The following is a 25,025-nucleotide window of genomic DNA, read 5'->3' on the forward strand; positions in this document are numbered from 1 at the left end:
CATGGGTATCGACCTTCCGCTGATCTGGGCGGTGATCATCGCCTTTGGCGTAATGATGTACGTGGTGATGGATGGCTTCGATCTGGGTATCGGCATCCTCTTTCCCTTCGTCCGTGACGACGGCGAGCGCGACGTGATGATGAACACCGTCGCACCGGTCTGGGACGGCAACGAGACCTGGCTGGTACTCGGCGGTGCTGGCCTGTTCGGCGCCTTCCCGCTGGCCTATGCGGTGGTACTCGACGCGCTTTATTTGCCGCTGATCCTGATGCTTCTGGGGCTGATCTTCCGTGGTGTGGCCTTCGAGTTTCGCTTCAAGGCCAAGGCCGCCAAGCGCCATCTGTGGGATAAGGCCTTCATCGGCGGCTCGCTGACTGCCACCTTCTTCCAAGGTGTGGCACTGGGCGCCTATATCGACGGTTTCGAGGTGGTCAATCGCAGTTTCGCCGGCGGTGCGTTCGACTGGCTGACACCGTTCTCGGTGTTCTGCGGCCTGGCGCTGATCGTTGCCTATGCGCTGCTTGGCTGCACCTGGCTGATCATGAAAACCGAAGGTCGCCTGCAACAGCAGATGCATGACATGGCGCGGCCACTTGTGTTCGTGGTGCTGGCGGTGACCGGCATCGTCAGTCTGTGGACGCCGTTCGAGCACCCGGCGATCGCCGAGCGTTGGTTCAGCCTGCCGAACCTGTTCTGGTTCATGCCGGTGCCAGTATTGGTGCTGCTGTGCACATACGCACTGCTGCGCTCGGTGGCCAACAACCGTAACTACTCGCCATTTTTGCTCACCCTGGCGCTGATCTTCCTCGGCTACAGCGGCCTGGGCATCAGCCTGTGGCCGAACGTGATTCCGCCGTCGATCAGCATCTGGGAGGCCGCCGCACCGCCACAGAGTCAGGGCTTCATGCTGGTGGGCGCGTTGTTCATCATCCCCTTCATTCTCATGTACACCGCCTGGAGCTATTACGTTTTTCGCGGCAAGGTGACGGTGGATGATGGCTACCACTGAGGGGCGTGAAATGACCAAGGTCGAGCAGGATAAAAAACCGCTGTGGCAGCGTCTGGGTTGGCTGGTGCTGATCTGGGCCTGCAGCGTCACCGCGCTGGGCATCGTGGCCTGGCTGCTGCGCCAGTTCATGAGTGCGGCGGGGCTGGGGACGCCAGGCTGAGCACGCGGTTGATCCCGGCGCGTGCTTGTTCCCATACTGGCTTTCTTTGTTCGCACGCCAAGGAGGCCCGATGTTCGCCCTCAGCGATACCCTCAAACGCCGCTTCGCCGCGCTGAAATCCACTGCCGACTACTGGTCGCTGCGCCATGTGCGCGAGAGCAGGGAGTCCTACTGGGTGCGGCGGCGTGTGGCGCAGGCGCCTTCCTTCGTCGACGATGCTGGCGCCATGCTCACAGTGCGTATCGCCGGTGTCGAAGCCTATGCGGCCACCAGCGATCTCAGCCTGGCTGGCTTGCAGGCTGCACTGGAGCACGCCGAGCAGATGGCACGCACCTTGGCTGGGCATAACCTGCTGGATCTCGGCAGCCTGCCGTATCCCACCGAGCACAGCGACGATGTGATGCCAGACTACGAACAGCCGTTGGCGGGGGCTGCCCACTGGTTCGAACTGTTGATGGCAGAGTCGGCATTGATTCCCCAGGATGCGCGTCTGGTCGATAGCCATGTCGGGCTGACGTTCACCTGCCATGAGCAGATATTTCTCAACAGCGCGGGCGCCTGCCTGCGGCGCGCCCAGCGCTATGTGTTCCCGCAGGTGGGCGTTACCGCCAGCGACGAACACGATAGCCAGAGCCGCAGCTTCGGCGGCACGCATCTGGCGCGCCAGGGCGGCGCCGAGGTGTTGCAGCAGTTGGGTGTGATCGGCAGCGCCGCGCGCATCGCCGACGAAGCATTGCAACTGTTGCTGGCGCCCAACACCCCGAATGGTTCGCGCGATCTGTTGCTGATGCCGGACCAGATGATCCTGCAGATTCACGAGTCCATCGGCCATCCGCTGGAGCTGGACCGCATTCTCGGTGACGAGCGCAATTTCGCCGGCACCAGCTTTATCCGTCAGAGCGATTTCGGTCATTACCAATATGGCTCGCCGCTGCTCAATGTCAGCTTCGATCCGGATGTGCCTGGAGAGTTGTCCAGCTACCGCCATGACGATGACGGCACGCCGGCCGAACGGCAGCTACTGATCCGAGACGGCATCCTTCAGCGTCCGCTCGGCGGCGCGCTGTCGCAATGGCGCAGCGGCTTGCCAGGTGTGGCCAACAGCCGCGCCTGCAGCTGGAACCGGCCGCCCATCGACCGTATGGCCAATCTCAATCTGGAACCAGGCGATCAGCCGCTGGCCGAACTGATCGGCGGTATCGAACGAGGGATTCTGATGAGCAACAACCGCTCCTGGTCGATCGACGACGCGCGCAACAAATTCCAGTTCGGCTGCGAGTGGGGCCAACTGATCGAAAACGGCGAACTCAAGGGCGTGGTGAAGAACCCAAATTACCGAGGCATCAGCTCGCGGTTCTGGCGCAACCTGCGCGCGGTGGGGGACACCAGCACCTTCGAGGTGATGGGCACACCCTATTGCGGCAAGGGTGAACCCAACCAGGTGGTTCGCGTGGGGCACGCTACACCGGCCTGCGTATTCGCCGATATCGATGTATTCGGAGGGGCGGCCTGATGGATGCACGTCAGCATTTCAGCGCGTTGTTCGAGCATCTGCAGGCGCAAGTCGTGGGCGAGGAGGGTTTCACCCTGACCTATGGCGCCGAGGTGTCCAGCTTCATCCGGTTCAATCAGGGTCAGGTGCGCCAGGCCGGCGATGTGCAGCAGGTCTACGTCACCCTCTCGCTGTACCAGGGGCAGCGCCATGCCGACAGCAAACTGGCGCTCAGTGGTGTGCTCGATGAGGATTTGCCGCGTCTGCAGCAGATAGTGCAGCGTCTGCGAGGCGTGCTGCCAACCTTGAGTGATGACCCTTATCTGCGCTTGAACCGTGAGGCTTGGCGCAGCGAGGTGGCGAGTGAAGCAGGTTCGCTCGCCAGTGCGGTCATGGCGCAGCAGATCGTCGCTGCGGCTGCTGGTCTGGATCTGGTCGGCTTTCTCGCCGTGGGCCCTCAGTACCAGGGCTTCGCCAGCTCCTGGGGCGCGTTCGGCTGGTACGCCGCGAGCAGTTTCAATTTTGAGTTCAGCCTGTTCGATGACAACGGCCAGGCGGTGAAAAGCGCCTATGCCGGTGAGCAGTGGGACGCCCAGACGTTCGCCCGCAAGCTCGAAAGCGCGCGACAACAGCTGGAATTTCTCGGCCGGCCAGCCAAGTCGCTGCAGCCGGGGGCTTATCGCGCCTACCTGGCACCGGCTGCGCTGGAAGAACTGGTCAGCCTGTGCTGCTGGGGCTTCGGCGCCCAGGCGCTGGCGTCGGGTGGCAGCCCGTTGCAGCGGCTGTTCAACGGTAAATCCGAGCTCAGCCCGTTGGTGACCATGGACGAGCGCATCGAAGGCGGCCTGGCGCCGGCCTTTACCGCAGAAGGACCGCGTCGGCCGTTGCGCCTGATCAGCCAGGGGCGACCCGGCGAGCGCCTGGTCAGCTCGCGCAGTGCCGCGGAATATGGCCTGATCGCCAATGGCGCGTGCAGCGGCGAATACCCGCTGTCCTTGCAGATGCATGGCGGTGAGCTGGATGAGCAGGACGTGCTGCGACGGCTCGGCACCGGGCTGTATATCGGTAACCTGTGGTACGGCAATTTCTCCAACCTGCCCGCGGCACGCCTGACTGGCATGACCCGCTTCGCCACCTTCTGGGTCGAGGATGGGCAGATCCAGGCGCCAGTCGACACCATGCGTTTTGACGATTCGCTGTTTGACTTCCTCGGCCTGCAGCTGGAAGCCCTGACCCGCGAGCCGGAGCTGCTGCTGCCGGGCGGGACCTACGGTGCCAGGCAGACCGGCTCGATGGCGTTGCCGGGCGCGCTGCTGTCGCGGTTTACCTTGACCTTGTAGTAGTGGGCCTATTTTCTCGCCTTGAGCACCACGAACTTCGGATTGGCCGCCACCTGTTCGACACCGCGGAACAGCCGGGCCAGTTTGGCGTGGTAGCCCAGGTGGCGGTTGCCGACTATCCACAGTTCACCGCCAGTGACCAGCGCCGCGCGAGCTTGCTGGAACATGCGCCAGGCGAGGAAGTCACCGACCACCTGCTGCTGATGGAAGGGCGGATTGCACAGCACCATATCCAGCGAGTCAGCCGGCTGCTCGGCCAGGCCATCGCCAGCGCGTATGGTTACCGGTCTCTCACCAAGTGCCGCCTGCCAGTTCTCCTGCGCCGATTGCACGGCCATGTACGACTCGTCCACCAGCGTCAGCTCCGCTTGTGGGCTGCCCAGGGCATAGGCGATGCCGAGCACGCCGTTACCACAACCCAGATCGGCGACGCGGACGCGGCCGAGGTGGCGTGGCAGATGCGGAAGAAAGGCGCGGGTGCCGATATCCAGGCCGTCGCGGCAGAACACATTGGCGTGGTTGATCAACTCCAGCGCCGGTTTATCCAGGTGGTAGCGAGTGGGGTAGGGCGAGTGCGGCGCCGCCTTGGTTTCAGGCGTGGCCACGAGCAACCGAGCTTTCTTCACCGCCAGCGAGGCTTGCACCGGGCCGATGTATTGCTCCAGCAGATCACCGGCGGCGCGCGGTAGGTGTTTGATCATTGCCCCAGCCACCACACGGGCATTCGGCGCCAACTGGTCGTGCAGACGGATCAGTTGTTCTTCCAGCAGGGCCAGAGTCTTCGGCACGCGGATCAGTACCCAGTCGAACGGCCCCTGCGGCGTTTCGCTGGACGTCACGAAGCGGACCGCCTGCACCGCCACACCATTGCGCGCCAGGTTCTTCTGCAATGCCAGATGGCCGAGGTGCGAGTCGCCGCTGCTGGTCACCCGGCAGTGCGTGGCCAGTGAGCAGGCGAGGGCGCCGAAGCCATCGTTGAGCACCAGCACCCGGCTTGTGGCGTCGATGCCCTGCTCGTGCACATGACTCAACAGGTATTCGTCGGCAGCATCGAAGGCCTGCAGAGGTTCGTTCTGCTGTTCGGGCTGGCGAATCAGGTCGAGGTCGGCGAATGGGGTGACGAGTGACGGCATGGCAGGCGTTTTCCGGAGGCGTGTGGAGCTGGCGCATCATAGCCGCTGGCGTCGCTGCACCCCAACATTCCTGAAGGTAGCCACATGTGCCGCTGGACAAGTGTGTGCGCCAATGGCTAAGTCTCACCCAGCGGTCTGGCGGGCGATCTGCCGGCAGACCTTGGTAAGGCATGAGCGAGAGACAAGATTGAGCGTTTCCGAAGCAAGACCCATCCGACGCCGAACGTTGCACAGTGAAATCGTCGACCATCTGCGTGAGCTGATCGTCAGCGGCGAGCTGGAGCCGGGTCAGAAAATCCCTGAGAAAGCCCTGTGTGAACGCTTCGATATCTCGCGCACCCCGCTGCGTGAAGCGCTCAAGGCGCTGGCGGCCGAAGGCATGATCGAACTGTTGCCGCAGCGTGGGGCCCGCGTGGTCACCATCACCGATGAGGAGTTGCAGGAGCTGTTCCCGATCATCGCCAGCATCGAGGCGCTGGCTGGCGAGCTGGCCTGCGAGAAGATCAGCGACGCGCAGATCGAAGCCATCCGCCAGATGCATGAGGACATGATCGAAGCCTATCGGGCGTCACGCTCGTTGGAGTATTCGCGGCTCAATCGAGCCATTCACTTCGCCATTTTCGAGGCGGCCGACAATGCGTCGTTGCTGGCGCTGTACCGCAACCTGGAACTGCGCATTCGCAACATCCGTCACACCGTGCGCCAGGCCCCGCGGTATTGGAAAGAGGCGGTGAGCGATCACGAGAAGATCCTGCAGGCCCTTGCTGCACGTGATGGCAGTCGGCTCGGCAAGATCATGCGTCAGCACGTGATGAATACCGCGCGCACGGTGCGTCATTCTATCGACGAGTTACAGGACTCGGCGCTCGTCAGCGATCAAGAATAGTTGCTCACCTTCTGCATAAAACCCTCGCTTTCCGGGCGTTTTTACGCCCGATATTCGAGCATCTGCGCGAAAAATTGCTCTATCTTCGTGCAATTAAAATGAATTCATTATTTATTATTCTTTTTTGTTGACGATGCCCTTTACCGTCCCGCAGAGTGCTCTGGCGATGCTTGCTAGGGCACGCCGGCACCCATGAAAGGGAGCCGTTGCGCGATAACAAAACAGGGGGCAAAACCATGAAGAAGATTTTTGCGGCTTCGTCGATGATGCTGATGTTCGCAGCAGCGGGAGTGTCGGCACAGGAAGGCACACTGGCGAAGATTGCCGAGCTGGGGGAGATCAGCGTCGGCCACCGTGATGGGGCCGTGCCTTTTTCCTACTATGACGATCAGCAGCGCCCCATCGGCTATGCCATGGACCTGTGCGCGAAGGTCGTCGATGCGATCAAGCTCAAACTCGACGAGCCGGAGCTTAAGGTCAGCTACCTGCCCGTGACCGGCGCCACCCGCATGCCGTTGCTGGCCAACGGCACCATCGACATGGAGTGCGGCACCACCACCAACAATGCCGAGCGCCAGCGCCAGGTGAGTTTCTCCAACACCTATTTCGTTGCTGGCGTGCGCATCCTCTCCAAGAAGAGTGCGCCGATCGAAACCATGGCCGATGCCCAGGGCAAGACCGTGGTCACCCTGGCCGGCACTACCAGCGTCAAGGTCATCAGTGAGATCAATGCCGCGCAGAACCTCGGCCTCAACGTGCTGAGCGTGAAGGACCTGGCCGAAGGCATGCTAACCCTGCAGACCGAACGCGCCGTGGCGCTGATCTTCGACGATGTGTCCATTGCCGGCGCCGCCGCGACCTCAAAGAACCCTGAAGACTTCGTCATGTCCGCCGAGCCGCTGTCGGTCGAACCATACGGCATCATGCTGCGCCGTGGTGACGATGACTTCAAGGAACTGGTCAACGCCACCCTCGACGAGCTGTACGCCAGCGGCGAGATCAACGCCATCTACGACAAGTGGTTCGTTCAGGCGATTCCGCCGCGTGGCATCAACATGAACTTCCCGATGTCCGGCCAACTGAAGAAGGTCATTGCCGAGCCTACCGACGATCCGAACCCAGAGCTGTATCGCTGATCGAGTGGCGCCAACCCGGTCGGTGCTCTGTGCCGACCGGGCCATGACATGTACTGGACGGGCTAGGCCATGAGCTACAACTGGAACTGGTGGATCTTTTTCGAGCCTTCGCTCGATGGCACCAATACCTACCTGATGACGCTGATCTGGGGCGCCTGCTGGACGGTCGCCACGGCCCTCGGCGCGTTCACCATCGCCATCGTGCTCGGCTCGCTGGTCGGTGTGGCGCGCACCTCGCCGCTGGCCTGGATGCGTGCGCTGGGTACCGGCTTCGTCGAGCTGTTTCGCAACATTCCGCTGCTGGTGCAGATGTTCCTCTGGTACTTCGTGCTGCCGGAGCTGCTGCCCACCGACCTGGGGCGCTGGTTCAAGCAACTGCCCAACGCCGCGTTCTACACGGCGGTGATCTGCCTGGGCTGCTACCACGCCGCGCGTATGGCCGAAGTGGTGCGTGCCGGGCTCGAGAGTCTGTCCCGTGGGCAACGCATGTCCGGGCTGGCCATGGGCCTGACGCTGGTGCAAACCTACCGTTATGTGTTGTTGCCGATGGCCTATCGCATCGTGGTACCGGCCATCACCTCCGAATTTCTCAGTTGCACCAAGAACACCTCCGTCGCCCTGGCCATCGGCCTGATGGAGCTGACCGGCAGCGCCCGTGCGATGCAGGAAAACAGCTTCCAGACTTTCGAGGCGTTCACTGCGGCAACCACCCTGTATCTGGTGCTCAACCTGATCATCGTCTTCGCCATGCGCGCCGTCGAGCGCAAGGCCGCTGTGCCGGGCTACGGCCTGCGGAAGGAGAGCTGAACATGTTTGGCAGTTTCGACCTGGGAGTGGTGGTCGACTCGCTCCCCTATCTGTTCTACACCGGCATGAGCTTCACCCTGACGCTCACGCTGTTCGCCACCATCGGCGGCATCTTCTTCGGCTCGCTGTTGGCGATCATGCGCCTGTCGCGTTATCGCGCGCTGTCGATGTTCGCCGGTGGCTACGTCAACCTGTTGCGCTCGCTGCCGCTGGTGCTGGTGATCTTCTGGTTCTACTTCATGGTGCCCTTCGTGGTGCAGTGGATCACCGGCGCACCGCGTCCAGTGCGCATCGACCCGTTCTGGTCGTCGGTGATCACCTTCACCTTGTTCGAGGCCTGCTACTTCTGCGAGATCATCCGCTCCGGTATCCAGTCGCTGCCCAAGGGCCAGGCCCAGGCGTCGATGGCGCTGGGCCTGACCAATCGCCAGGGCCTGTTCTACGTGGTGCTACCGCAGGCGCTGCGCAATATGCTGCCGCTGATGCTCACGCAGACCATCGTACTGTTCCAGGACACCTCGCTGGTCTACATCCTGTCGATCACCGACTTCCTCGGTGCCGCAGCGAAGATCGCTCAGCGTGACGGTCGCCTGCTGGAGATGTACGTCTTCGCCGCGCTCGTCTACTTCGTGATCTCCCTGCTCGCCTCCTATGCCGTACGCCGCCTGCAAAAGCGCGTCGCCATCATTCGTTAAGAGTGCCTTCGCCATGATAACCATCAGCGATGTCTGTAAATCCTACGGTTCGTTCCAGGTGCTGACGCACTGCTCGACCACCGTTGCCAAGGGCGAGGTGGTGGTGGTGTGCGGGCCTTCCGGTTCCGGCAAGTCCACCTTGATCAAGACGGTCAACGCGCTGGAACCCATCGACAGTGGTGAAATCACCGTCGATGGCATCAGCGTCACGGCCAAGGACACCAATCTGCCCAAGCTGCGTTCGCGCGTCGGCATGGTGTTCCAGCACTTCGAGCTGTTCCCGCACCTGTCGATCATGGAGAACCTGATGCTGGCGCAGATCAAGGTGCTCGGTCGCAGCAAGACCGAGGCCGAGAAGAAAGGCCTGCAACTGCTCGAACGCGTCGGCCTCAAGGAGCATGCGCACAAGCATCCGGGCCAGCTCTCCGGCGGCCAGCAACAGCGCGTGGCCATCGCCCGTGCGCTGGCCATGGATCCGGTGGTGATGCTGTTCGACGAGCCGACTTCGGCGCTCGATCCGGAGATGGTCAACGAGGTGCTCGACGTGATGGTGCAGCTGGCCCACGAAGGCATGACCATGATGTGCGTGACCCACGAGATGGGCTTCGCGCGCAAGGTCGCCGACCGGGTGATCTTCATGGACGCCGGACAGATCGTCGAAGACTGCCCGAAGGAGGAATTCTTCGGCGACATCAACGCCCGTTCCGACCGCGCCCAGCAGTTCCTGTCGAAAATTCTCTCTCACTAACGCCGGACGAAGATCATGGAAATGCCCAACGAGCAGCAATTGCTGGCGATGGCGGCTGCGCGCGGTGCTGCGCTGCGTGATGGCCGCGTGGTGCTTTACGCCGGTGCCAACCTGCCCAGCGCCGAGTCGCAGCAGGCCTATGCGCCCGAGCTGAGCGCCTACCCGGCGATGGGTCCGAGCTACGCCAAGGAACAGCCGGATACCGATCTGGTTTCTGGTCTCGAAGTGGCCGTGCGCGAGCGCATCTGCAGCCTGTTCGGCGCCGCCTGGGCCGAGCCGCGACTGCCCAGCTGCACCATCGCCAACCTGGCCGTGTTCCACGCTTTCAGCCGGCCGGGTGACCTGCTGCTGGCGCCTGCCGCGGCTCATGGCGGGCACCTCAGTCAGCGCCGCGGCGGCACGCCGGAACTGGCCGGGCTGCGCGTGGCCGATCTGCCTTTCGATACCCGCGCCTGCCGCCTGGATGCCCAGGCCGCTGCCGAGCAGGTGCGCACGCTGCGCCCTGCGTTGGTGATGCTCGGCCGCTCGGTGATCATCACCCCTGACGACATCGAACCGGTGGTAGCTGCCGCTCGCGAAGTGGGGGCAAAAACCATTTTCGACGCTTCGCACGTGTCCGGGCTGATCGCCGGCGGCACCTTCCCCAACCCATTGGAGCTGGGCGTCGATATCCTCACCAGCTCCACCTACAAGACCCTGCCGGGTCGCCCGCACAGTCTGATCGCCGGTCGTCATGCCGAAGATGGCGAGCGCCTGGCGCGTTTCATCGACCGCGCGCTGCTGGCCAACTACGACGCCGGCAAGTTGCCGTCCTTCCTGGTCACCCTGCAGCAGGCCGAAGCCGATGGCGGCGCCTATGCCCGGCGCGTCTGCGCGGCCAGCCAGACCTTCGCCAAGGTGTTGCGTGAGCTGAACGTGGCGGTGATCGCGCCGAGCCCGGGCGAGGTCTTCACCCATCAGGTGCTGGTGCCGATGAGCAATGCACTGGATGCTCCAGCGACGATCAAGGCGCTGGAGCAGGAAGGCATTCTGGTCGGTACCTGCAACGACCCGACCACGCCGGGCGCCTATGCCCTGCGTGTCGGCACCCAGTTCATCGTTGCCCAGGGCCAGGACGAGCAGGTGGACAACATCGCCCGTTGGCTGGCCGCTGCACTGCGTCGCGAGGTCGACGGCCGCATGTCCGTCGCCTGAAAGGATGGAAAAGTCTCGCGAGCTAGAGCAATGCAAGGCGAAAACAGGAGAAGACGCGGAGTGTACTTTTGTACATGAGCATTACTCGCTTCGCTCGCCCCTTCGGGGCCACGCTGAAGCGCGTTGGCCGCAAGCGGCCTGCCGATCCTGTTTTTAACGCAGCAGTGCCGACGCGCAGCAGGCTTTTAGGTGGTCGAGCGGAAGATCTTGCCGGGGTTCATCAGGTTGTGCGGATCGAGCGCCTGCTTGATCGCGCGCATCACGTCGATGGCCACCTCTCCGTGTTCTTCCACCAGGTAGTCGATCTTGTGCAGGCCGATGCCGTGCTCGCCGGTGCAGGTGCCACCGGCGGCCAGCGCGCGCTCGACGATCAGGCGATTGAGCCGTTCCGACTCGGCCACTTCGGCAGCGTCGTTCGGGTCGAGCAGCAGGCAGACGTGGAAGTTGCCGTCACCGACATGGCCAAACACCGGGGCTATCAGGCTCGAACTGGCCAGGTCGTCCTGCGCGCCGAGCACGCACTCGGCCAGGCGCGACAGCGGCACGCAGACATCGGTGGATGACGAGCGGCAGCCTGGCTTGAGCTGCAGGAAAGCGAACAGCGCGTTGTGCCGGGCGCTCCACAGCTTGTTGCGTTCCTCCTGCTGGGTCGCCCACTGGAAGCCGCTGCCACCGTTGCCGTCGGCCAGCTCCTGCACGCTCTGCGCCTGCTCGGCGACGCTCGCCTCGTTGCCGTGGAATTCCAGGAACAGCGTCGGCGCTTCGTTCAGCTCCAGTTTGAAGTAGCGATTCAGGGCGCTGATGGCCAGGGCATCGACCAGTTCGGCGCGGGCCACCGGAATGCCCATCTGGATGGTTTCGATCACCGTCTGCACCGCGCCTTGCACCGAGGCGAAACTGCACACGGCGGCGGAAATGGCTTCCGGCTGCGGGTGCAGTTTGAGGGTGATCTCGCTGATCACGCCCAGGGTGCCTTCGCTGCCGACCATCAGCCGCGCCAGGTCATAGCCGGCGGAGGACTTCTTCGCCAGCGAGCCGGCCTTCAGCACGCGGCCGTCGGCCAGCACGGCGGTCAGGCCGAGTACGTTCTCGCGCATGGTGCCGTAGCGCACGGCATTGGTGCCCGAGGCGCGGGTAGCGCACATGCCGCCGATGCTGGCGTCGGCGCCGGGGTCGATGGGGAAGAACAGGCCGCTGGCGCGCAGGTATTCGTTGAGCGCCTTGCGGGTGATGCCCGGCTGTACGGTGATGCTCATGTCTTCGGGGCGGAAGTCCAGCACCTGATCCATCTGCGACACGTCCAGGCTCAGGCCGCCATGCACCGCCAGCAGATGGCCTTCCAGCGACGAGCCGCTGCCATAGGGAATCACCGGCACGCGGTGTTCGTGGCACTGGCGGAGGATGGCGACGATCTCGTCCTGACTGCTGGCGAAGGCCACGGCATCCGGCGGCATCGGGTCGTACAACGATTCGTCGCGGCCATGGTGTTCGCGCACGGCGGCAGCGGTGCTGAAGCGTTCACCGAGCAGTGCGGTGAGGGCGGCGCTGAAGGCGGCCGGCAGTTCGCGGCGCGGAGCGAGTGGTACGTGAAGGGTCATTGCGGGTTCCTTGTTGTTATCAGGTCGCCCGCGATGCTGGCGCCGGCTACAGCGGCGTCAGCTCGTTCATCACGGTGTCGAGGGCGAGGCGGGTGTCGTCGAGTTGCACCAGCGAGGCATGCCGCGCGCCGAGGGCGTCGCGGTTCTTGATCGCGGTGAGGATCGCCTTGTGGCGCGGCAGGCTGAGTGCCTGGGTGTTGGGGCGCAGGTTGGTGACGGTGATCGATTCGCGCAACGGCAACGACAGCATGTTGCACATGTAGGCAAGCAGATCGTTGTGGGTGGCCTCGGCGATGGCGCGGTGGAAGTCGATGTCCGGCTGCAGCATTTCCTGGCGTGTCTGTGCCTTCTCCATACGCTGGTAGGCATCCTCGATGGCAGCGATGTCTTCCTCGGTCGCAGTGGTTGCGGCCATGGCGGCGATCTCCGGTTCGAGAATCCGCCGGACCCCGGCCAGGGTGTTGAAGAACTCGCTCTGCGGCGTGCTCTGCACCAGCCAGTAGAGAACATCCGGATCGAGCAGGTGCCATTCGCTGCGTGGGCGTACCACGGTGCCGACGCGTGGTTTGGAATACACCAGGCCCTTGGCGACCAGCACCTTGGTCGCTTCGCGCAGTACCGGACGACTGACCTGGTACTCCTCGCACAGGCTCGACTCCAGTGGCAGCTTCTCGTCGGGCTTGAAGCGGCCAGAGACGATACGCATGCCCAGTTCGTGAACGATACGGGCGTGCATGCTCTTGCGCGGTTTTGGGGTCTGGTAATCCATGAAGTCGGCGATGCTCCGAATGAATGCCGCGCATCATAGCATCGCTCTCGCGCCGTTTCGGACAGACGGCCATGGATCGCAACCGTACGCTTTTGTGTCAGCGCCTTTCGGCGCGTAGGCAGGTGGTTGGGAGCAGGCGCGAGACGGGCGTGGGTCGGATCATGGTCGTTCTACTCCCGGATGGAGTGCGCCACACCGGCGTGCCGGTGCGGCGCGGGAATAAAAAGGGGAGCACCACCCGGGCGGAGCGGGCTCCCATGGAGGTTATCGTCAGGCTTCAGTGCGAGTGGCGCGGTACATCCGAGCCACGGCAGCCGACCAGGAAGTCGAAGTCGCAGCCTTCATCGGCCTGCAGCACGTGATCGACGTAGAGGCGGGCGTAGCCGCTGTCGAAGATCTTGGCGCTGGTGTCGGGCTTAAGATCGGCCAGGCGCCCGGCCAGTTCTTCGTCGCTGATATCCAGGTGCAGGCGGCCGTTGGCGCAATCCAGCTCGATGAAGTCGCCATTGCGCACGGCTGCCAGCGGGCCGCCAGCAGCCGCTTCCGGGGCCACGTGCAGCACCACGGTGCCGTAGGCGGTGCCGCTCATGCGGGCGTCGGAGATGCGCACCATGTCGGTGATGCCCTTGGCCAGAACCTTGGGTGGCAGGCCCATGTTGCCGACTTCGGCCATACCCGGATAACCCTTGGGCCCGGCGTTCTTCAGCACCAGCACGCAGGTTTCGTCGACATCCAGATCCGGATCGGCGATGCGCGCCTTGTAGTCGTCGAAGTTCTCGAACACCACGGCGCGGCCGCGATGCTGCATCAGTGCCGGGGTGGCGGCGGACGGTTTGATCACCGCGCCACGTGGCGACAGGTTGCCGCGCAGGATGCACAGGCCGCCGTCGGCGATCAGCGGGTTGTCCAGGGTTCGCACGACTTCGTCGTTGTACTGCGGCGCGGCCTGGCAGTTGCTCCAGATGCTCTTGCCATTGGCGGTCAGTGCATCCGGGTTGGGCAGCAGGCCGGCTTCGCCCAGGCGGCGGATCACCGCAGGCAGGCCTCCGGCGTAGTAGAACTCTTCCATCAGGAAGCGCCCCGATGGTTGCAGGTCGACGATGGTCGGCGTGCCCTTGCCAATACGCGTCCAGTCTTCCAGATCAAGCTGCACACCGATGCGTCCGGCGATGGCCTTGAGGTGGATCACCGCGTTGGTCGAACCGCCGATGGCGGCGTTGAGGCGGATGGCGTTCTCGAAGGCCTCCTTGGTGAGGATCTTCGACAGACGCAGGTCTTCGTGAACCATGTCGACAATGCGCATGCCGGACAGGTGCGCCAATACGTAGCGGCGCGAATCGACGGCCGGGATGGCGGCGTTGTGCGGCAGCGAGGTGCCCAGTGCTTCGGCCATGCAGGCCATGGTCGAGGCGGTGCCCATGGTGTTGCAGGTGCCGGCCGAGCGCGACATGCCGGCTTCGGCCGAGAGGAATTCGTTGAGGTCGATCTCGCCGGCCTTGTAAGCCTCATGCATCTGCCAGACCACGGTGCCGGAACCGATGTCCTTGCCCTTGTGCTTGCCGTTGAGCATCGGCCCGCCGGTCACCACAATGGCCGGCACGTCGCAGCTGGCAGCGCCCATCAGCAGGGCAGGGGTGGTCTTGTCGCAGCCGGTGAGCAGCACCACGGCGTCGACCGGGTTGCCGCGAATGGCTTCCTCGACATCCATGCTGGCCAGGTTGCGCGTCAGCATGGCGGTGGGGCGCAGGTTCGACTCGCCGCTGGAGAACACCGGGAACTCGACGGGGAAGCCGCCGGCCTCGAGCACGCCTTTCTTCACATGGTCGGCGATCTTGCGAAAGTGCGCGTTGCACGGCGTCAGCTCGGACCAGGTGTTGCAGATGCCGATGATCGGCTTGCCGCGGAACTCGTGATCCGGGATGCCCTGGTTCTTCATCCAGCTGCGGTACATGAAGCCGTTCTTGTCGGCGGTGCCGAACCATTGAGCGGAGCGGAGGGTGGTCTTCTTATCAGTCATGGCGCGGTCAACTCTTATTAGTATGACTAATTTGTTTTGGTGGGCTGAATCTAACCTATAAAAACTGATTTTGAAATCGTTGCGCCTTAAAAAGTATTACTATATTGTCTCGTCCACTCGGCAGGCGACGAGTGCCTACGCAATCGCCTGCCCTGATAACGATCCAGAACAAAAACAATGTGGAGACCCGCCATGACCGCGGAAGCTCGGATTATTCGTACGCTTACCCTCAGGTTGATTCCCTTCCTGATCCTGCTTTATCTGGTTGCCTTCATCGACCGCTCCGCTGTCGGCTTCGCCAAGCTGCACATGAACGCCGATATTGGCCTCAGCGACCTGGCCTATGGCTTCGGTGCCGGCCTGTTCTTCATCGGCTACTTCATCTTCGAAGTTCCCAGCAACCTGCTGCTCGAACGCTTCGGCGCGCGTCGCTGGTTTGCCCGCATCCTGATCACCTGGGGGCTGATCACCGTCGGCATGGCCTTCGTCACCGGGTCGTACAGCTTCTACGTGATGCGCTTTCTGCTGGGTGCGGCCGAGGCTGGCTTCTTCCCTGGCGTGCTGTACTACATCACCCGCTGGTACCCGGTACGCCATCGCGGCAAGGTGCTCGGCTTCTTCATTCTTTCCCAGCCCATCGCGCTGATGGTCACCGGTCCGCTGTCGGGCGCCCTGCTGGGCATGGATGGCATCGCCGGTCTGCACGGCTGGCAGTGGCTGTTCATCGTCATTGGCCTGCCGGCCGTGGCCCTGGCCTGGCCGACCCTGCGCATTTTGCCGGATACGCCGAAAGACGCAGCCTGGCTGGCCGAGGCGGATCGCAACTGGCTGCTCGGTGAGCTGGACAAGGATCGCAAGGAATACGGCCAGACCGAGCACACCAATCCGCTCAAGGCACTGACCGACCGCCGCGTGCTGCTGCTGGCGCTGCTCTACTTGCCCAGCACCCTGAGTACCTACGGCCTGGGGCTTTGGCTGCCGACGTTGGTGCACCAGTTCGGTGGCAGCGATCTGACCACTGGTTTCATCTCGGCGATTCCGTACGTCTTCGGCATCATCGGCCTGCTGCTGATTCCGCGTAGCTCCGACCGCCTCAACGACCGCTACGGGCACCTTACCTTCCTCTACATCCTTGGCAGCGCCGGCCTGTTCCTCAGCGCCTGGCTGGGTTCGCCGGTGTTGCAATTGGCGGCGCTGTGCATGACCGCCTTCAGCCTGTTCTCGGTCACCGCGATCTTCTGGGTGCTGCCGGGCCGCTTCCTCACCGGTGCTAGCGCCGCCGCGGGTATCGCCCTGATCAACTCGTTCGGCAACCTGGGCGGTTACATCGGCCCGTTCGGTATCGGTGCGCTCAAGGAGTACACCGGCACGCTGTCCTCGGGCCTGTACTTCCTGTCGGCGGTGATGATCAGCGGCGTGCTGCTGACCTACATCGTCTACCGCAAGCTGGAAAAGAAGACCCCCGCGCCGCAGGGCGTGGTGATCGAGCAGGCGTCCTGATCTCTGGCGGACAGGGACGTCCGCCCTTTGGAGCAACTACATGAGCAGAAAGCTGAAAGTCGCCATCGTTGGCTCGGGCAATATCGGCACCGACCTGATGATCAAGGTGATGCGCAACGCCAAGCACCTGGAAATGGGCGCGATGGTCGGTATCGACCCCAATTCCGATGGCCTGGCCCGTGCCGCCCGCCTGGGCGTGGCGACTACCCATGAAGGTGTCGAGGGCCTGACCCGCCTGCCGATCTTCAATGAGATCGACTTCGTCTTCGATGCCACCAGCGCTGGCGCTCACGTGAAGAACGACGCCTTCCTGCGTGGCATCAAGCCCGGTATCCGCCTGATCGACCTGACACCGGCGGCCATCGGCCCGTACTGCGTGCCGGTGGTCAACCTCGAGCAGAACCTGGCCCAGCTCAACGTCAACATGGTCACCTGCGGTGGCCAGGCGACCATCCCGATGGTGGCGGCAGTGTCGCGCGTAGCCAAGGTGCACTACGCCGAGATCATCGCCTCGATCGCCAGCAAATCCGCCGGCCCCGGTACCCGCGCCAATATCGACGAATTCACCGAGACCACCTCCAAGGCCATCGAAGTGATCGGCGGCGCGGCCAAGGGCAAGGCGATCATCATCATGAACCCGGCCGAGCCGCCGCTGATGATGCGCGACACGGTGTTCGTGCTCAGCGAAGCCGCCGACCAGGCGCAGATCGCCGCCAGCGTCGAGGAAATGGCCGCCGCCGTGCAGGCCTACGTACCGGGCTATCGCCTCAAACAGAAGGTGCAGTTCGACGTGATCCCCGAGTCGGCACCGTTGAACATCCCTGGGCACGGTCGCTTCAGCGGCCTGAAGACCTCGATCTTCCTCGAAGTCGAAGGCGCCGCCCATTACCTGCCGGCCTACGCCGGCAACCTCGACATCATGACCTCCGCCGCGCTGGCCACTGCCGAGCGTATGGCCCTGTCGATGCTCAACGGTTGAGGACACTGATATGAACGGCAAGAAACTCTTTATCTCCGACGTGACCCTGCGCGACGGCAGCCACGCCATCCGCCACCAGTACTCGATCCAGAACGTGCAGGACATCGCCCGTGCGCTGGACAAGGCCAAGGTCGACTCCATCGAAGTCACCCACGGCGATGGCCTGCAGGGCTCCAGCTTCAACTACGGTTTTGGCGCGCACAGCGATCTGGAGTGGATCGAAGCCGCTGCCGACGTCATTGAGCACGCGCGCATCGCTGTGCTGCTGTTGCCGGGAATCGGCACAGTGCATGACCTCAAGGCTGCCTATGACGCCGGTGCACGCACCGTGCGCGTGGCCACCCACTGTACCGAGGCGGATGTATCGAAGCAACACATCGAATACGCGCGCAGCCTGGGCATGGATACCGTGGGCTTCTTGATGATGAGCCACATGATTCCGGCCGAAGAGCTGGCGCGTCAGGGCAAGCTGATGGAGAGCTACGGCGCGCAGTGCATCTACATGGCCGACTCCGGCGGCGCGATGAACATGAACGATATCCGCGACCGTATGCGCGCGTTCAAGGCCACGCTGAACCCGGAAACCCAGACCGGCATGCACGCCCACCACAACTTGAGCCTGGGCGTGGCCAACTCCATCGTCGCGGTGGAGGAGGGCTGTGATCGTGTCGACGCCAGCCTGGCTGGCATGGGCGCCGGTGCCGGCAACGCGCCGCTGGAAGTGTTTATCGCTGCCGCCGAACGCACGGGCTGGAACCACGGCACCGACCTCTACAAGCTGATGGACGCCGCCGACGACCTGGTGCGGCCGCTGCAGGATCGCCCGGTGCGGGTCGACCGCGAAACTCTCGGCCTCGGATACGCCGGTGTGTATTCCAGCTTTCTGCGTCACGCCGAGGTGGCGGCCGCCAAGTACGGCCTGAAGACCCTCGACATTCTCGTCGAGCTGGGCAAGCGGCGCATGGTCGGCGGCCAGGAAGACATGATCGTCGACGTGGCGCTGGATCTGCTCGCTCGCCGCGCCTGACTCGTTGGTGGATGCCCCTGCGATCTGACGGTTTTTGTCGCGCGGCTTTTGCGCGACACTGCGGGCACCATTCGGCCAGGAGCTTCGCATGACCGTCAGCGATGACAAGTTCACGCGCGAGAACCTGCTCGACGTACAGACACTCACACCAAGCCTGTTCACCCTGCGTACCACCCGTGATGCCGGTTTTCGTTTTCGCGCCGGGCAGTTCGTACGACTGGGGGTGGAGAAAACCGATGGCAGTATCGTCTGGCGCGCCTACTCGCTGGTGTCTGCGCCGCATGACGAGTTTCTCGAGTTCTTCTCCATCGTGGTGCCGGATGGCGAGTTCACCAGCGAGTTGAGTCGGCTGCGCGTTGGCGACAGCTTGCTGGTGGAGAAGATGGCTACCGGCTACCTGACCCTGGATCGCTTCGTCGACGGCAGCGACCTCTGGTTGCTCGGCAGCGGCACCGGCATCGCGCCGTTCCTGTCGATCCTGCAGGATTTCGAGGTGTGGCAGCGCTTCGAGCGCATCGTGCTGGTGTACAGCGCAAGAACCTCTGCCGAGCTGGCTTACCAGCCGCTGATCCGGGGGCTTGCCGAGCTGGAGCACCTGGCCGAGTTCGCTGACAGGCTCACCTACCTGCCGGTGGTCACCCGTGAGCAGGCGCCGGAATGTCTGAGCTCGCGCATCACCGAGCTGCTCGACAGCGGCGAGCTGGAGCGGGCCGCCGGGCTTGAGCTGACGCCTGAGCGTTCGCGAGTGATGATCTGCGGCAACCCACAGATGATCGACGACATTCGTCAACGCCTGAAGGCGCGTGGTCTGAACCTGAGCCTGACCCGGCGGCCGGGTCAGGTGGCAGTCGAAAACTACTGGTGATCAGTCTTCGCGGATCGCCTTGAGTCGGTGCTCCCAGCGGCGCTTGGCGAAGCGGCGCATGTTGGGGATGTCGTCGGTCTCGTCGAGGATCGGCTTGCCGATGATGGTTTCCATGATGTCTTCCAGCGTCACCAGACCGCGCCAGCTACCGAATTCGTCGTACACCAGGCACATGTGCTGGCGCTCCTGCATGAGCAGGGTCATCAGGCTTTCCACGTTCATGCTTTCCGACACTACCTTGAGCGGCTTCATGATCTGGGTGATCGGTTCGGCGTCGTTCTCGGCGGCCAGGGCGTCATAGCGGAACACCACGCCCAGCGGCGACTCGTCCTCGCCGATTAACGGGTAGCGGGAGAACTGGCTCTCGCGGGCACGGGCTTTGAACGCGGCGATCGATTCATCCGGTGCGGCGGATTCGCAGACGATGCGCGGCGTCATGATGTCGCGCAGACGAATCTCGTGCAGGTCGAGGATGTTGCTGATCACTCGATGCTCGTCTTCGTCGAGCTTGCCCACTTCGCGGCCGAGCATGGTCAGCGCTTTGATTTCCTGTCGAATGTCGTGCTCCGGCTCCTTGCCGCCAAACAGGCGCATGATCAGGTCAGATAGCACGATGAACGGCTTGAGCAGCAGGATCATCGCCCGCAGCAGGCTCGGCAGGAATGGGGCCAGGGCGCGCCAGTAACGGGCGCCGATGGTCTTCGGCAGAATCTCCGAGAGCACCAGGATCAGCAGGGTCATGACCGCCGAGGCGATACCCAGGTAACCGTCGCCAAAGACGATTGCCACCTGCGCACCGACACCGGTCGCACCAACGGTATGCGCCACGGTATTGAGAGTCAGGATGGCCGCCAGCGGCTGGTCGATCTTGTCTTTGAGCTCTTTCAGCCTTTCGTACAGCTGAGGCTTTTCGACCTTCTGCTGAGCGATGTAACTGGGCGTGAGGGAGAGCAGGGCGGCTTCGAGGATGGAGCAGATGAACGAAACCAGAATGGAGAGGACAGCGAACGCTATCAGGAGTGTCATGTAGGGGGATAAGTGGCCAAGGGTTGGCAAATGTAGCGCAAGAGCGGTAGAAAAAGCAGAAAAGCTGCAACATTTCATTTCGAAGTGTGGGCGCAGGCAGTGCTCGTCGACTGACGGCTGGCTTGCTGATCGCTGATTGGCGGCACGCGGCCCAGCTTCGACTAGGCTAAAGGGACACTCTTTGGGGAGGTCCTCCATGCCGCTTGAACATCACCCGTTGACCCGCGAATTCCCTCAGCAAGGCGATACCATGCGCAGGCTGATGCAAAGTGACCCGCACTTCCCTCGCCTGGCTGGAGAGTACGAGGCGCTGGACAAGCGCATATACGAAATAGAGGACGGCCGTGAAGCTGCCGACGACCTGACATTGCAGGGGCTAAAGCTGCAGCGTGTGGGATTGAAGGACGAGATCGCCGATCTGCTGCGTAAGGCGGGCAGTGCTTGATCCGGATCAAATGAACGGTCGAGGTGCAGCGCTAGGCTGGAGCCATCTTTCTTGTCAGAGGCTTCATCATGCACGTCGACCACCATCCGTTGGTTCATGACTTCCCCGAACTGCGCAACGAACTGCAGCGCCTGCGCCAGAGCGACGAACAATTCTCTCGCCAGGCTGAAGAGTACGAAGTGCTGGACAAACGCATCTGCCGTATCGAGGACGGTATCGAACTGCTCGATGACGTCGCCCTCAGCGCGCTGAAACTCAACCGAGTTGCGCTCAAAGACGAACTTGCTCGTCAGCTCAAGCGTGCCTCCGGGCAGTGCTGTGGCTGTGGCAACGGTTGCAAGGGTTGAGCGTAGGGGCCGGCTTGCCGGCGATATTTGTGGCAGGTTGATCGCTCGCAAGCGGGCGCCTGCGGCCAAACGCTTCAATGCACGGGTGGGTTGATCAGATAGGTCAGCAGTCCGTCTGCCTCATCTTCCGTCCAGACCGCCCTCGGCGGTCTTGGCAACTCGCTTATCAACTGTTGCCAGAAAGCCAGGGCCACCTCGTCCTGGCGGTAGAAGCGCAACAACCAGGTGCTGCCGTCGCCCATCGCCTGCTGCACCAGTGCACGACCGATACCCAGTCGGCGGTAGCGCTTGAGGATGAACAAATCGGCGAATTCCGGTGCATCGATGGCGGGCAGTTCGCTGCGCTCGACCAGCAGAAAACCGGCGATGAACCCATCAGCCAGGATCAGGCTGGCGCTCCAGCCCGGCTCCTGCCAATAGCGCTGCAGGTGCTCCTCATGGATGTAGAAACGACCGTCGACCTCGACGTCCTCCTGCTCCCAGTCCGAGCTGTCGTAGGAGTAGAACTGATAAAGATTGCGGATCAGCGGTAATTGCTCGGCGGTGGTGGGTAGCAGTTCGATCTGCATGGTGTTTCCTGGTGAAGGTCTGTGTCGGTGGTCTGTAAATCTATCCAGTAGTTCGGTATCGTTCCAGCCTTCGCTCAACAGGCAGGACGATTTCCCCATGGCCAAGGCAAAACGCATGTACGGCTGCACCGAGTGTGGCGCCACCTTTCCCAAGTGGGCCGGGCAGTGTGGCGAGTGCGGCGCCTGGAATACCCTGGTGGAAACCGTGGTCGAGGGCGCTACGCCCAGCGGTCGCACAGGCTGGGCCGGCGACAAGGCCAATATCAAGACCCTGGCTGAAGTCAGTGTCGAGGAAATTCCGCGTTTTTCCACCGCTTCCGGCGAGCTCGATCGTGTACTTGGCGGCGGCCTGGTCGATGGCTCGGTGGTGCTGATTGGTGGTGACCCAGGCATCGGCAAGTCGACCATCCTGCTGCAGACCCTGTGCAACATCGCACAGCGCTTCCCGGCCTTGTACGTTACTGGCGAGGAGTCGCAGCAGCAGGTGGCGATGCGTGCACGGCGGCTGGACCTGCCGCAGGACAAACTCAAGGTCATGACCGAGACCTGCATCGAGACGATCATCGCCACCGCGCGCCAGGAAAAACCCAAGGTGATGGTGATCGACTCGATTCAGACCATCTTCACCGAGCAGCTGCAGTCGGCGCCAGGCGGTGTCGCCCAGGTGCGCGAGAGTGCGGCGCTGTTGGTGCGTTTCGCCAAACAAAGCGGTACGGCGATCTTTCTCGTCGGCCACGTGACCAAGGAAGGCGCGCTGGCCGGCCCGCGCGTGCTGGAGCACATGGTCGATACCGTGCTGTATTTCGAGGGTGAGTCCGACGGTCGTCTGCGCCTGCTGCGGGCAGTGAAGAACCGTTTCGGCGCGGTCAACGAGCTGGGTGTGTTTGGCATGACCGACAAGGGCTTGAAGGAAGTCTCCAACCCCTCGGCGATCTTCCTCACTCGCGCTCAGGAGGCGGTGCCCGGCAGTGTGGTGATGGCCACCTGGGAAGGCTCGCGACCGATGCTGGTAGAGGTGCAGGCGCTGGTCGACACCAGTCATCTGGGCAACCCCCGCCGCGTCACCCTGGGCCTAGATCAGAACCGTCTGGCCATGCTCCTGGCGGTGCTACATCGCCATGGCGGCATCCCGACCTACGACCAGGACGTGTTTCTCAACGTGGTTGGTGGGGTCAAGGTGCTGGAAACGGCGTCTGACCTGGCGTTGATGGCGGCGGTGATCTCCAGCTTGCGCAACCGGCCTTTGCAGCACGACCTGCTGGTGTTCGGCGAGATCGGCCTGTCTGGCGAGATCCGCCCGGTGCCGAGTGGTCAGGAACGCCTGAAAGAGGCGGCCAAGCACGGCTTCAAACGTGCCATCGTGCCCAAAGGCAACGCGCCCAAGGAGGCGCCGCCTGGGCTGCAGATCGTTGCTGTCACGCGATTGGAACAGGCGCTGGATGCGCTATTCGAATAAGCCAAGTCCTGGCTAAAGCCCTTCCCACAGGCGTCAGGAGTCCGCTGTGGGAGGGGTTACAGCCGCGATCCACGCATGCGGCGTTCTGCCGCGAGTGGGGCGGGGCGAAAACTGACCGAGATCAATAGGTAGCAGGCTATCGGCGCGCAGCATGAAGGCGTATCCACTGAAGGAGATGCCATCATGTTCCTGTTCTTCGATTTCTTTTCCCGGGCTTTCAACTTCGACGCCAAAGCAGTCGAGTCGCGCGATGCACGTCGTGAGGCGCAGCGTATTCAGGCGCGTCGCCAGCGCCGTGAGCAGGCAGAAGCAGCCTGCCTGCGCCACTGACCACTAGGCTCTGTACGAAAAGTGGCTGCGCTCGGTGATGCTTCGTTAAAAACCGGTTCGGAATGCTCATTTACCACTCGTAAACTCGAGTGCGAGCCCAGTCCGTTCCTCACCGGTTTTTTGCCTCGCCTGACCTGCGCTTGACGACTTTTCGTATAGAACCTAGTCGTCTTCGCCCAGCGCTGCCAGTTCGCGTTCCAGAAGCTGTTCATCGCCAAGGTTGAGTTCGACCAGGCGGCGCAGGTGGCTGATGGAGTCCAGATCGATATGGCGGCATACGAAGCCGAGGGACTGCGGCTGAGTGCGCGTCAGCACCACTTCCATCTTTACCTTGGCTTCGTCTCCCAGTTCGATAAGGGCTTCGAAGGGCTGGTTCGGGTCACCGTTCCAGTCACGCGGGGTCTTGATCAGCAGGCCCTTGAGTGAAACATCGTGCAGAGCTGCCGACCATTGCCGCTCACCTTGAGCGATGACGGCGGGGGCGTCGAAGGCAATGCGCTGAAAGCGCCGACGCTCGTTGGCTGATTCACTCATGCCCATACTCCTGAAGGATTTACATCACTATAGCCAAGGCTGGCGGCCCCGTGCTTTGCCGCTGTGTCGCAGGGTACCGCTGAGGCACCTCAGTTTGACAGGTGGCTAAGTCTCACCAAAGCTCCTTGTGTGGTTTTCATTACTCGATAATGCGGAGAGATAGACATGAGCAAGCGACTGCTAGGCAAAGGTTTGGTCTTCGGCCTGTTGAGCATGGCCAGTGCTGGCGCATTTGCCGACGCTGCGGGTGGCAATGGCTGCGGCTGGGGCAACATGTTGTTCGAAGGGCAGCGCGGCATGGCCCCGCATTTTCTGGCCACCACCACCAACGGCACCTTCGGTAATGCCACCTTCGGTATGACCTCAGGCACCAACGGTTGCGACACCAGTGGCGCGCTGGGCTACAACGGCCGCTCCATGCTGGCGATGAACGGTATGCTCGATTCCATCGCCGAAGACATGGCCATCGGCCAGGGTGAAGCGCTGGACGCCTACGCCACCTTGCTGGGTGTGGAGGCCAAGGATCGTGCGCACTTCGCCAAGGTCACCCACGACAACTTCGGCAGCATCTTCAGCCAAGCCGACGCCACCAGCGAGCAGGTGCTGGCCGCTACCCTCGACGTGATGAGTCGTGATGCGCAACTGGCGCGCTATGTTAAACAACCGGCCTGAGGCAAACCCCAGGCAAAAAGAAGCCCCCCATTCAGAGCGTGTGAAAACGCACTGACGCCAGAAAAATCCAACGCCCCGACTGGTTCGGGGCGTTGGTGTTTTTGATGCTTGGAAATGGAAAGCGGGATTTACCCCAACAGCTCGATCAACCGACGGGCACCCATCACATTGATGGCACGCTTCAGGTTGTAGGCGTTGACCGCCAGGGCCATTTCCGTCCGAGCGCCCTGCAGTTGTCGGAGCAGGAAGCGACCATTACCCAAAATCCATTGCTTCAGGTTGCCGAAGGGA

At 62.7% G+C, this 25,025-nt stretch carries 26 protein-coding genes and 1 pseudogene; 19 read left to right on the forward strand and 8 right to left on the reverse strand.

What is annotated here, in order from left to right; all coding sequences use genetic code 11:
* Position 1: 1 nt before the first annotated feature.
* The 4 genes from cydB (at position 2) to ACNFCJ_RS05825 (ending at position 4,001) form a co-directional block, all read left to right on the forward strand.
* Positions 2-1,009, forward strand: a complete 1,008-nt coding sequence (gene cydB, locus ACNFCJ_RS05810) for a cytochrome d ubiquinol oxidase subunit II (protein ID WP_106732607.1) — start codon at positions 2-4, stop codon at positions 1,007-1,009.
* Between the two features lie 10 nt (positions 1,010-1,019).
* Positions 1,020-1,169, forward strand: a complete 150-nt coding sequence (locus ACNFCJ_RS05815) for a DUF2474 domain-containing protein (protein WP_099522599.1) — start codon at positions 1,020-1,022, stop codon at positions 1,167-1,169.
* 70 nt (positions 1,170-1,239) lie between these two features.
* On the forward strand, positions 1,240-2,682 hold the full coding sequence (locus ACNFCJ_RS05820; RefSeq protein ID WP_416770308.1) for a TldD/PmbA family protein: 1,443 nt from the start codon (positions 1,240-1,242) through the stop codon (positions 2,680-2,682).
* Entirely contained in the window at positions 2,682-4,001 is a 1,320-nt protein-coding gene (locus ACNFCJ_RS05825; RefSeq protein WP_416770310.1) for a TldD/PmbA family protein, read from the forward strand. Before ACNFCJ_RS05820 ends, ACNFCJ_RS05825 begins: the two co-directional genes overlap by 1 nt.
* A gap of 8 nt (positions 4,002-4,009) precedes the next feature.
* On the opposite strand, the gene ACNFCJ_RS05830 is transcribed toward ACNFCJ_RS05825, so the two are convergent.
* The gene (locus ACNFCJ_RS05830) at positions 4,010-5,134 is read right to left on the reverse strand and encodes a methyltransferase (RefSeq protein ID WP_416770311.1); all 1,125 of its coding nucleotides are present in this window, start codon (positions 5,132-5,134) and stop codon (positions 4,010-4,012) included.
* Between the two features lie 226 nt (positions 5,135-5,360).
* Between ACNFCJ_RS05830 and ACNFCJ_RS05835 the strand changes: the two genes are divergently transcribed.
* From ACNFCJ_RS05835 to ACNFCJ_RS05860, 6 genes are all read left to right on the forward strand, one after another.
* Positions 5,361-6,020: a GntR family transcriptional regulator gene (locus ACNFCJ_RS05835; RefSeq protein WP_416770312.1), complete on the forward strand. Its 660-nt coding sequence runs from the start codon at positions 5,361-5,363 to the stop codon at positions 6,018-6,020.
* A gap of 236 nt (positions 6,021-6,256) precedes the next feature.
* Positions 6,257-7,156 (forward strand): transporter substrate-binding domain-containing protein, encoded by a 900-nt coding sequence (locus tag ACNFCJ_RS05840; RefSeq protein ID WP_125881684.1) that lies wholly within the window; start codon positions 6,257-6,259, stop codon positions 7,154-7,156.
* A gap of 69 nt (positions 7,157-7,225) precedes the next feature.
* A complete protein-coding gene (locus tag ACNFCJ_RS05845; RefSeq protein WP_416770314.1) occupies positions 7,226-7,963 on the forward strand; it encodes an amino acid ABC transporter permease in 738 nt (245 codons plus the stop codon).
* Between the two features lie 2 nt (positions 7,964-7,965).
* Positions 7,966-8,658, forward strand: a complete 693-nt coding sequence (locus ACNFCJ_RS05850; RefSeq protein ID WP_416770315.1) for an amino acid ABC transporter permease — start codon at positions 7,966-7,968, stop codon at positions 8,656-8,658.
* Between the two features lie 13 nt (positions 8,659-8,671).
* On the forward strand, positions 8,672-9,406 hold the full coding sequence (locus ACNFCJ_RS05855; protein WP_416770317.1) for an amino acid ABC transporter ATP-binding protein: 735 nt from the start codon (positions 8,672-8,674) through the stop codon (positions 9,404-9,406).
* A gap of 15 nt (positions 9,407-9,421) precedes the next feature.
* On the forward strand, positions 9,422-10,600 hold the full coding sequence (locus ACNFCJ_RS05860; protein ID WP_416770318.1) for a glycine hydroxymethyltransferase: 1,179 nt from the start codon (positions 9,422-9,424) through the stop codon (positions 10,598-10,600).
* 185 nt (positions 10,601-10,785) lie between these two features.
* Here ACNFCJ_RS05860 and ACNFCJ_RS05865 read toward each other — a convergent pair whose 3' ends face one another.
* The 3 genes from ACNFCJ_RS05865 to ACNFCJ_RS05875 form a co-directional block, all read right to left on the reverse strand.
* On the reverse strand, positions 10,786-12,198 hold the full coding sequence (locus tag ACNFCJ_RS05865) for an FAD-binding oxidoreductase (protein WP_416770319.1): 1,413 nt from the start codon (positions 12,196-12,198) through the stop codon (positions 10,786-10,788).
* Positions 12,199-12,244: 46 nt separating this feature from the next.
* Positions 12,245-12,967 carry a FadR/GntR family transcriptional regulator gene (locus ACNFCJ_RS05870; protein WP_416770321.1) on the reverse strand — a complete coding sequence of 241 codons (723 nt, stop codon included), beginning with the start codon at positions 12,965-12,967 and terminating at the stop codon, positions 12,245-12,247.
* Positions 12,968-13,244: 277 nt separating this feature from the next.
* Positions 13,245-14,984 carry an IlvD/Edd family dehydratase gene (locus ACNFCJ_RS05875; protein ID WP_179623863.1) on the reverse strand — a complete coding sequence of 580 codons (1,740 nt, stop codon included), beginning with the start codon at positions 14,982-14,984 and terminating at the stop codon, positions 13,245-13,247.
* Positions 14,985-15,176: 192 nt separating this feature from the next.
* Here ACNFCJ_RS05875 and ACNFCJ_RS05880 point away from each other — a divergent pair, with 192 nt between their 5' ends.
* From ACNFCJ_RS05880 to ACNFCJ_RS05895, 4 genes are all read left to right on the forward strand, one after another.
* Complete coding sequence (locus tag ACNFCJ_RS05880; RefSeq protein ID WP_416770323.1) at positions 15,177-16,484, forward strand: MFS transporter; 1,308 nt, start codon at positions 15,177-15,179, stop codon at positions 16,482-16,484.
* A 40-nt stretch (positions 16,485-16,524) separates the two neighbouring features.
* Positions 16,525-17,463, forward strand: coding sequence for an acetaldehyde dehydrogenase (acetylating) (locus ACNFCJ_RS05885; protein ID WP_416770324.1), 939 nt, complete (start codon positions 16,525-16,527; stop codon positions 17,461-17,463).
* Between the two features lie 10 nt (positions 17,464-17,473).
* Positions 17,474-18,490: a 4-hydroxy-2-oxovalerate aldolase gene (gene dmpG, locus ACNFCJ_RS05890; RefSeq protein WP_416770326.1), complete on the forward strand. Its 1,017-nt coding sequence runs from the start codon at positions 17,474-17,476 to the stop codon at positions 18,488-18,490.
* Between the two features lie 88 nt (positions 18,491-18,578).
* Positions 18,579-19,355, forward strand: coding sequence for a ferredoxin--NADP reductase (locus ACNFCJ_RS05895; protein WP_416770327.1), 777 nt, complete (start codon positions 18,579-18,581; stop codon positions 19,353-19,355).
* On the opposite strand, the gene ACNFCJ_RS05900 is transcribed toward ACNFCJ_RS05895, so the two are convergent.
* The gene (locus ACNFCJ_RS05900) at positions 19,356-20,381 is read right to left on the reverse strand and encodes a CNNM domain-containing protein (protein WP_416770328.1); all 1,026 of its coding nucleotides are present in this window, start codon (positions 20,379-20,381) and stop codon (positions 19,356-19,358) included.
* 196 nt (positions 20,382-20,577) lie between these two features.
* Between ACNFCJ_RS05900 and ACNFCJ_RS05905 the strand changes: the two genes are divergently transcribed.
* Positions 20,578-20,826, forward strand: a complete 249-nt coding sequence (locus tag ACNFCJ_RS05905) for a YdcH family protein (protein WP_416770329.1) — start codon at positions 20,578-20,580, stop codon at positions 20,824-20,826.
* A 68-nt stretch (positions 20,827-20,894) separates the two neighbouring features.
* Positions 20,895-21,173, forward strand: coding sequence for a YdcH family protein (locus ACNFCJ_RS05910; protein ID WP_416770331.1), 279 nt, complete (start codon positions 20,895-20,897; stop codon positions 21,171-21,173).
* A 74-nt stretch (positions 21,174-21,247) separates the two neighbouring features.
* On the opposite strand, the gene ACNFCJ_RS05915 is transcribed toward ACNFCJ_RS05910, so the two are convergent.
* Complete coding sequence (locus ACNFCJ_RS05915) at positions 21,248-21,742, reverse strand: GNAT family N-acetyltransferase (protein ID WP_416770332.1); 495 nt, start codon at positions 21,740-21,742, stop codon at positions 21,248-21,250.
* Between the two features lie 97 nt (positions 21,743-21,839).
* Between ACNFCJ_RS05915 and radA the strand changes: the two genes are divergently transcribed.
* Both radA and ACNFCJ_RS05925 read left to right on the forward strand, forming a co-directional pair.
* On the forward strand, positions 21,840-23,198 hold the full coding sequence (gene radA / locus ACNFCJ_RS05920; protein WP_179545811.1) for a DNA repair protein RadA: 1,359 nt from the start codon (positions 21,840-21,842) through the stop codon (positions 23,196-23,198).
* A 183-nt stretch (positions 23,199-23,381) separates the two neighbouring features.
* Positions 23,382-23,528, forward strand: a complete 147-nt coding sequence (locus tag ACNFCJ_RS05925) for a hypothetical protein (protein WP_179545810.1) — start codon at positions 23,382-23,384, stop codon at positions 23,526-23,528.
* Positions 23,529-23,690: 162 nt separating this feature from the next.
* On the opposite strand, the gene ACNFCJ_RS05930 is transcribed toward ACNFCJ_RS05925, so the two are convergent.
* Positions 23,691-24,062 carry a PilZ domain-containing protein gene (locus ACNFCJ_RS05930; protein ID WP_416770334.1) on the reverse strand — a complete coding sequence of 124 codons (372 nt, stop codon included), beginning with the start codon at positions 24,060-24,062 and terminating at the stop codon, positions 23,691-23,693.
* 165 nt (positions 24,063-24,227) lie between these two features.
* Between ACNFCJ_RS05930 and ACNFCJ_RS05935 the strand changes: the two genes are divergently transcribed.
* Positions 24,228-24,734, forward strand: a complete 507-nt coding sequence (locus ACNFCJ_RS05935; protein ID WP_416770336.1) for a DUF3015 domain-containing protein — start codon at positions 24,228-24,230, stop codon at positions 24,732-24,734.
* A gap of 128 nt (positions 24,735-24,862) precedes the next feature.
* Here the strand turns inward: ACNFCJ_RS05935 and ACNFCJ_RS05940 are convergent.
* A pseudogene (locus tag ACNFCJ_RS05940) lies at positions 24,863-25,025 on the reverse strand (IS5/IS1182 family transposase); the annotation flags it as partial.

The organism is Pseudomonas sp. NY15364 (assembly GCF_048068235.1).
Classification (GTDB): domain Bacteria; phylum Pseudomonadota; class Gammaproteobacteria; order Pseudomonadales; family Pseudomonadaceae; genus Aquipseudomonas; species Aquipseudomonas mendocina_D.

What these genes read in the sequence shown, in the direction of transcription:
- cydB (WP_106732607.1), top strand. Translation starts at nt 2, where the DNA reads ATGGGTATCGACCTTCCGCTGATCTGGGCGGTGATCATCGCCTTTGGC.
- ACNFCJ_RS05815 (WP_099522599.1), top strand. Translation starts at nt 1,020, where the DNA reads ATGACCAAGGTCGAGCAGGATAAAAAACCGCTGTGGCAGCGTCTGGGT.
- ACNFCJ_RS05820 (WP_416770308.1), top strand. Translation starts at nt 1,240, where the DNA reads ATGTTCGCCCTCAGCGATACCCTCAAACGCCGCTTCGCCGCGCTGAAA.
- ACNFCJ_RS05825 (WP_416770310.1), top strand. Translation starts at nt 2,682, where the DNA reads ATGGATGCACGTCAGCATTTCAGCGCGTTGTTCGAGCATCTGCAGGCG.
- ACNFCJ_RS05830 (WP_416770311.1), bottom strand. Translation starts at nt 5,134, where the DNA reads ATGCCGTCACTCGTCACCCCATTCGCCGACCTCGACCTGATTCGCCAG.
- ACNFCJ_RS05840 (WP_125881684.1), top strand. Translation starts at nt 6,257, where the DNA reads ATGAAGAAGATTTTTGCGGCTTCGTCGATGATGCTGATGTTCGCAGCA.
- ACNFCJ_RS05845 (WP_416770314.1), top strand. Translation starts at nt 7,226, where the DNA reads ATGAGCTACAACTGGAACTGGTGGATCTTTTTCGAGCCTTCGCTCGAT.
- ACNFCJ_RS05850 (WP_416770315.1), top strand. Translation starts at nt 7,966, where the DNA reads ATGTTTGGCAGTTTCGACCTGGGAGTGGTGGTCGACTCGCTCCCCTAT.
- ACNFCJ_RS05855 (WP_416770317.1), top strand. Translation starts at nt 8,672, where the DNA reads ATGATAACCATCAGCGATGTCTGTAAATCCTACGGTTCGTTCCAGGTG.
- ACNFCJ_RS05860 (WP_416770318.1), top strand. Translation starts at nt 9,422, where the DNA reads ATGGAAATGCCCAACGAGCAGCAATTGCTGGCGATGGCGGCTGCGCGC.
- ACNFCJ_RS05865 (WP_416770319.1), bottom strand. Translation starts at nt 12,198, where the DNA reads ATGACCCTTCACGTACCACTCGCTCCGCGCCGCGAACTGCCGGCCGCC.
- ACNFCJ_RS05870 (WP_416770321.1), bottom strand. Translation starts at nt 12,967, where the DNA reads ATGGATTACCAGACCCCAAAACCGCGCAAGAGCATGCACGCCCGTATC.
- ACNFCJ_RS05875 (WP_179623863.1), bottom strand. Translation starts at nt 14,984, where the DNA reads ATGACTGATAAGAAGACCACCCTCCGCTCCGCTCAATGGTTCGGCACC.
- ACNFCJ_RS05880 (WP_416770323.1), top strand. Translation starts at nt 15,177, where the DNA reads ATGACCGCGGAAGCTCGGATTATTCGTACGCTTACCCTCAGGTTGATT.
- ACNFCJ_RS05885 (WP_416770324.1), top strand. Translation starts at nt 16,525, where the DNA reads ATGAGCAGAAAGCTGAAAGTCGCCATCGTTGGCTCGGGCAATATCGGC.
- dmpG (WP_416770326.1), top strand. Translation starts at nt 17,474, where the DNA reads ATGAACGGCAAGAAACTCTTTATCTCCGACGTGACCCTGCGCGACGGC.
- ACNFCJ_RS05895 (WP_416770327.1), top strand. Translation starts at nt 18,579, where the DNA reads ATGACCGTCAGCGATGACAAGTTCACGCGCGAGAACCTGCTCGACGTA.
- ACNFCJ_RS05900 (WP_416770328.1), bottom strand. Translation starts at nt 20,381, where the DNA reads ATGACACTCCTGATAGCGTTCGCTGTCCTCTCCATTCTGGTTTCGTTC.
- ACNFCJ_RS05905 (WP_416770329.1), top strand. Translation starts at nt 20,578, where the DNA reads ATGCCGCTTGAACATCACCCGTTGACCCGCGAATTCCCTCAGCAAGGC.
- ACNFCJ_RS05910 (WP_416770331.1), top strand. Translation starts at nt 20,895, where the DNA reads ATGCACGTCGACCACCATCCGTTGGTTCATGACTTCCCCGAACTGCGC.
- ACNFCJ_RS05915 (WP_416770332.1), bottom strand. Translation starts at nt 21,742, where the DNA reads ATGCAGATCGAACTGCTACCCACCACCGCCGAGCAATTACCGCTGATC.
- radA (WP_179545811.1), top strand. Translation starts at nt 21,840, where the DNA reads ATGGCCAAGGCAAAACGCATGTACGGCTGCACCGAGTGTGGCGCCACC.
- ACNFCJ_RS05925 (WP_179545810.1), top strand. Translation starts at nt 23,382, where the DNA reads ATGTTCCTGTTCTTCGATTTCTTTTCCCGGGCTTTCAACTTCGACGCC.
- ACNFCJ_RS05930 (WP_416770334.1), bottom strand. Translation starts at nt 24,062, where the DNA reads ATGAGTGAATCAGCCAACGAGCGTCGGCGCTTTCAGCGCATTGCCTTC.
- ACNFCJ_RS05935 (WP_416770336.1), top strand. Translation starts at nt 24,228, where the DNA reads ATGAGCAAGCGACTGCTAGGCAAAGGTTTGGTCTTCGGCCTGTTGAGC.